Origin of the sequence: Streptomyces sp. NPDC050743 (assembly GCF_044456925.1) — a bacterium.
Classification (GTDB): Bacteria; Actinomycetota; Actinomycetes; order Streptomycetales; family Streptomycetaceae; genus Streptomyces.
Genome location: NZ_JBITGJ010000238.1, coordinates 1 through 4,954, shown reverse-complemented (window position 1 = coordinate 4,954; position 4,954 = coordinate 1). Strand labels below are relative to the sequence as shown.

The 4,954-nt window shown below is 67.7% G+C and carries 5 protein-coding genes; 3 read left to right on the top strand and 2 right to left on the bottom strand.

The window, feature by feature from the left end; translation table 11 throughout:
• The first annotated feature begins 306 nt into the window (after nucleotides 1-306).
• Together ACIBJF_RS52075 and ACIBJF_RS52070 are read left to right on the top strand one after the other, a co-directional pair.
• Nucleotides 307-444: a hypothetical protein gene (locus tag ACIBJF_RS52075; protein ID WP_351620547.1), complete on the top strand. Its 138-nt coding sequence runs from the start codon at nucleotides 307-309 to the stop codon at nucleotides 442-444.
• Nucleotides 445-911: 467 nt separating this feature from the next.
• The gene (locus ACIBJF_RS52070; RefSeq protein ID WP_399184906.1) at nucleotides 912-1,808 is read left to right on the top strand and encodes a hypothetical protein; all 897 of its coding nucleotides are present in this window, start codon (nucleotides 912-914) and stop codon (nucleotides 1,806-1,808) included.
• 28 nt (nucleotides 1,809-1,836) lie between these two features.
• Here ACIBJF_RS52070 and ACIBJF_RS52065 read toward each other — a convergent pair whose 3' ends face one another.
• A complete protein-coding gene (locus tag ACIBJF_RS52065; RefSeq protein ID WP_399184905.1) occupies nucleotides 1,837-2,640 on the bottom strand; it encodes a VOC family protein in 804 nt (267 codons plus the stop codon).
• 430 nt (nucleotides 2,641-3,070) lie between these two features.
• Here ACIBJF_RS52065 and ACIBJF_RS52060 point away from each other — a divergent pair, with 430 nt between their 5' ends.
• Nucleotides 3,071-3,286, top strand: coding sequence for a hypothetical protein (locus tag ACIBJF_RS52060; RefSeq protein ID WP_399184904.1), 216 nt, complete (start codon nucleotides 3,071-3,073; stop codon nucleotides 3,284-3,286).
• A 426-nt stretch (nucleotides 3,287-3,712) separates the two neighbouring features.
• Here ACIBJF_RS52060 and ACIBJF_RS52055 read toward each other — a convergent pair whose 3' ends face one another.
• Nucleotides 3,713-4,456, bottom strand: coding sequence for an SOS response-associated peptidase (locus ACIBJF_RS52055; RefSeq protein ID WP_399184903.1), 744 nt, complete (start codon nucleotides 4,454-4,456; stop codon nucleotides 3,713-3,715).
• Between the last annotated feature and the right edge of the window lie 498 nt (nucleotides 4,457-4,954).

Here is a 4,954-nt window from a genome sequence, read left to right as displayed (position 1 = left end):
ACCGGCCACAAGCCGCGAGGAGCAGCACTGGGCGCAGGCTTCCACCTGCACGCTCATGCTTCCCCACCAAAGTGGGCAGAACCCACACTGGACCTTACGGTTCACATGGGATCGCTTAGCTGATTAGAGACGCTATTCCTGGTGGTGCTTCGCGGCACGGCCGGATTGCGGCCACATGGAGAAGTGCTGTGGTCGCACTCGTGAACTGTGTGAGCTGCGGCATTGTCAGCGTGAGCGGCCGGCGCCCACGATGAGGCGGACGACAGACGTCAAGGAAGGCAGCTCCTCATGGGTAATCATGTGCATGTGCGACTCAGTCAGGGGCTGAGCGTGTCGGAAGAGGGGGAACTGGTCGAGTACTCGCGTTGCCGGTGCGGTGCCACCTTCACCAAGGTGTTCGACGCTGACGGCGGGGAGCCGGAGTACCCGGGCCGGTCGTCCTGACTCGCGCCTGTGTCAACGGCGCCGGCGCTTACCGTTGATCACGGGTCGGGCCATCGTAGGGGCGGAGGACCTGCCCCGAGGTACCTGGACCGCGACTGTGCTCAGCCTCGGGGCTGGTGCGCGTTCACGATCTCTGAAGCCTGTGACGGTCCAGGACATTCGAGTGGGGCTTTCAACGGCGTGCCGATGACGGCTGTACGTGACTGGCCGCGCGGTGCCCAGGACGACTCGGCCGTCACACCCGCCCTCACCCGGACGGTGGAACCGCCGGCAGACTGTCTCCGCACCTGCGGCAGCGGGTAAAGCCGGGCTCCTGTGCCGTGGGGCCCGCAGGGCGAGCGCGCTCCCAGGCGGGTGATCTTCGCGCGGTCCGCGCAGGATGATCCCGGCTGCTCAGCCGCAGGAGGACGGCCGGCTGGGCAGCCGCTCAACACCCGCCCGATACCGCATGCAGGGAGCAGCCTCCCATGGCGATGACACAGACCTTGATACCGGTGCTGGAGGATGCCCGCCACGCTCATGCCGCAGCGCGTGACCGGCTGCGGGCGGATGCGGCACTCGCGCCGCCCGGCGCCCACCGGCAGATGCTCGAGCGCGAGGCCGATGAGATGCAGGGCCGGGTGCACCGCATCGAAGGCCATGTCCGCGGACTGCGGCCCCGCGGCCTGCTCGGCGGCGCGGCCGACATGGCGCGGTTCGCCGCCCGCACCACCCTCAGAACAGCCATGCTGCCGCTGGCCATCGGGCAGAAGACGGTGACCGGGGTGATGCACGGCCGAGGGCCGGCCGACGACCAGCAGCTGCTGAGGAACACCGAAGACGAGTACGCCGCTGCGGCCCGGGCCCTGGCCAGCGCTCGGGCCGGCGAGGTCCTCGCCGACCAGGCCCAGGACCACACCACCCTCAACCTGCTGCAGGAACTCCGCAGCCAGGACCAGGAGTTGCTGACACTGCTCGAGGACAGCCTCGCCCGGCAGGCCCGAACCGTGGCCGCCGCAGGCGACGGCTTCCGCGTGGAACAGACGACGAACGGCGGCCTCCCCCATGCGGCCACCCGCCCGCTGCGGGCTGTCGCCGACCGGCTGCGCCAGGCGGCACGCCCCGGGCAGAGGCCCGAAGACGAAAGGCCGGTGGCGGAGGAGCCGGAAGTGACCGCCGCGGCCGAGCAGATCCAAGGAGCGGTCACCAGCGAGGAAAGCCTGCCCATCGTCGGCTTCAGCCAGATCAGCGTTGAGGAGATCGAGCGACGCCTGCCCTCTTTGTCCGAGTCCGCCCTGCGCGTTCTCGAGGGATACGAGCGCACGCACGCGCGCCGCAAACATGTCCTGGAAGCCATCGAGCGGCTGAGCTCCAGCCGGCCCTGACCGCACTCCGGGCCGACCAGCCAGAGCGTCAGTGGTTACGACTGGAGCTCACCACGAAGAGTGCTCCGTCAGGATCGCGCAGCACCGCCTCGTGTTCGCACTCCGCGAGGACGTCGCCGCCGTGCTCTTGTGCGGCTCGGGCACACCCCGACACGTCTGCCACCACGAAGTGGACCTGCCAGTGAGGCCGGACCGAGCGATCAGGCGCTGTATCCACGGCGCCAGACTCGATGCGCGCCACGATGGAACCCTGGCTGCGCAGTACCACCTCTTCCCCTTCGTACTCCACCTCGCAGCAGCCAGAGCGACCCGAGGCCCAGCCGAGGATCTCGCCGTAGAAGATCGCCGCATCGAAAGCGTCGCGAGTGTGGAGGGTGACGAACACCGGTGCAGCCTGCCGCCACGCCTTCCACTCGGTGACGAGCCTGCCCTGCCATATCCCGAAGATGGCCCCGTCGCGGTCGGCGAGCAGCGCCGCCCTGCCGGGCGGAAAGGAGATCGGCCCCACGGCCACGGTCCCGCCACGCTCCCGGACGCGGGCGACCGTCTCGTCCGCGTCTGCGACGGCGAAGTATGGCGTCCAGGTCACCGGCATATGCCAGACAGTGGCCATCCCCGCGACCCCCGCGACGGGTATTCCGTCCGCCAGCGCGGTCAGGAAACGGTCCCCCAGTCTGGCAGTGCGCCACTGCCAGCCCAGTACGGCACTGTAGAAACGCTGCGTTGTGTCGAGATCGCGGCTGGTCAGGCTCACCCAGCACGGTGCGCCGAACACGGAACCTGTGTACACGACGTCCGTTCCGGTGGAAGAACGTGTCGTGCCATGTTCCATGGCCATCGCACCCCGGTTTCCATGCAGACAGCGAGCGATCTCACTCAAGTGTCCGGCCGGAGTTCTGACCTCGCACATCGCCTGCTCTCAGCCTCGTCCGTCCCAGTCGGCCATGCCCCTTGGCAGCGGCTTCCGAACCCACCCGTCCGGCGGACATCGCCCGCCTGGCGCCTCTCGTTGTTCTCCCGTGGCAGCACAGCGACCTGGCACAGGAGTGCCGTACACGGAACGGCGGGAGCGGCTGCAGAGTGTCCTGGCACTCAGCGAGCCCGCGTTCAGCCCTACGGAGGATGGTTCTCCGCGCTTGGAGGGGCGCGCGACGATCGCGACGCCGTCGGACGCTGATATCTCCGCGTGAGGCCCTTTCCGGTCACTGGTATGGGTCGATGCGCTCGATTCTTAGGCTGCTTCCTGGCGTCTGGGAGCCATAATGCGGGTGGAACTGATGCATCGGGCCGTCAAGGTGCTCTTCGCTGTGCCGGACGAAGCGCAGGCGGAGATCCTCGCGCTCATCGACGCGGTCACCGCCCAGACTCCGGCGATCGAGGCCCCGGACCTGGCCGTAGCGTTCGGCGAGTGGTGCTGGCTCGTCTACACGGTCCACGGCGACATGACCGAAGTGCTGGACGTCGGCTACGCACGGTAAGCCCGTACGCGGCTCAGCCGTGGTCCACCCCAGAGGACCGTCACATCCTCGCCGTTACGGCGCATCGGGGCGGGACCCATAGTCCAGGCTGGGGAAACGACCGGCCTCCTCACGCCCGGCAGGGTCATGACCGAGCGCCCGTACTGGATCTCCTACTCCAGCGGAGCAAGCCGCCCGAGGTATGCGCGAGGGTCCGGCCGCTGGTAGATGTCGTCGAACCGCGCCTTGCCGCCGCTCTCACGCGCAGTACCGCCAGTGCCCGACCCGGCCATGTGGCACTCCTCCTCACAACGCATCCGGTACGTCCATCATGACCGCGCGAGGGTCCGGCGACCTCGGTTGGCTCGTCGAGCCGTTGAGCGACGCGGCGAAGACTCCTGCTGACGAGCTCCTGACAGATGCCAAGGCAGGCTGTCCGCTCTCCGGCTACGGCTTGATTTCTTCCAGTAGCTCAGCGCCGTTGTTACGGACGTCGTTGACGGCGGTGGTAACGGGCCGGGCTTTCAGGTGGCCGCCTGCGGGCGGGGTGAGCAGTGCGCGTAGTTGGTCGGCGTCCTGCCGGCGGGGATCGAGCCAGGCGTCGTAGTGATCGGGGCTGAGCGCAAGGGGCATACGGGGGTGGATGCGGCCGGCGGCGTCGGTGGCGTCAGTGGTGATGATCGTGCAGGTCATCAGCCATGCGGCAGGGTCATCGTCGTGCTTGACCTCGGGATTGCGCCAGTATTCGTACAGGCCGGCGAGGGCCAGTACCTGGCCATCCTCCGGATGGATGAAGTAGGGCTGTTTGCGGGCCCTTCCCGACTTCTCGTCCTTGATCTGCTGCCACTCGTAGAAGCCGTCGGCCGGCAGCAGGCAGCGGCGTTTGACGAACGCTCGACGGAAAGCGGGCTTCTCGTGCACACTCTCCACCCGTGCGTTGATCATTCTCTGCCCGATCTTCGTGTCCGTCGCCCACGACGGCACAAGCCCCCACCGCAGGGGCCGCAGCTGGCGTCGGACTACGGGCTCGGTGTCGCTGTTGCGCCGGGTGCGTTCCAGGACGGCCCACGCGTCATCGGTCGGGGCGACGTTCCAGCTCGGCGCGAGAGCCTCTTCGGGGTTCCAGTCGGTGACGTGGAAGAGCCGGGCCAGCTCCTTGGGGCTGCGGGTGGAGACATAGCGGCCGCACATACCGTCACTCTGCCACCGTCTTCAGGACCCGATCGGCGCCATAGCGGCCTGGAATCGCTTCATGCACGGAAAGCAGTGCTTGTCGGTCGACACGCGTTGGACGGACTCCTCACGCTTCTCCAACCCGCACAACGTCAGGCCCTCATCCATCACAAGCACGTGCCACACCGGTTCTCCCGAAGTGTCCGCGCCGCACCACATCTCGTGCATGGTCGATTCCCTCGGTAGGAACGGAAGTCACTCCCCGCATCATCATGGGCCGCAAGGACGGGTGCCTTGTTGGCCCGGGCCACGTGGGTGACGCCGATAACAGGGAAATCTGAGGACGACCATGCGTCTGGACCGCCGCTCCGCAGGGCGGAGCCAGTGTTGCTGATCAGCCGAAACGCCGCCGAGCACATTCTGAGACGCCCCGAAATGATCAGATACTGTGGGCGGGCACGACAGGAGCACCTCCCGCATGACCAGCACCAAGCCCTCCGGGCAAGATCCCGCGCC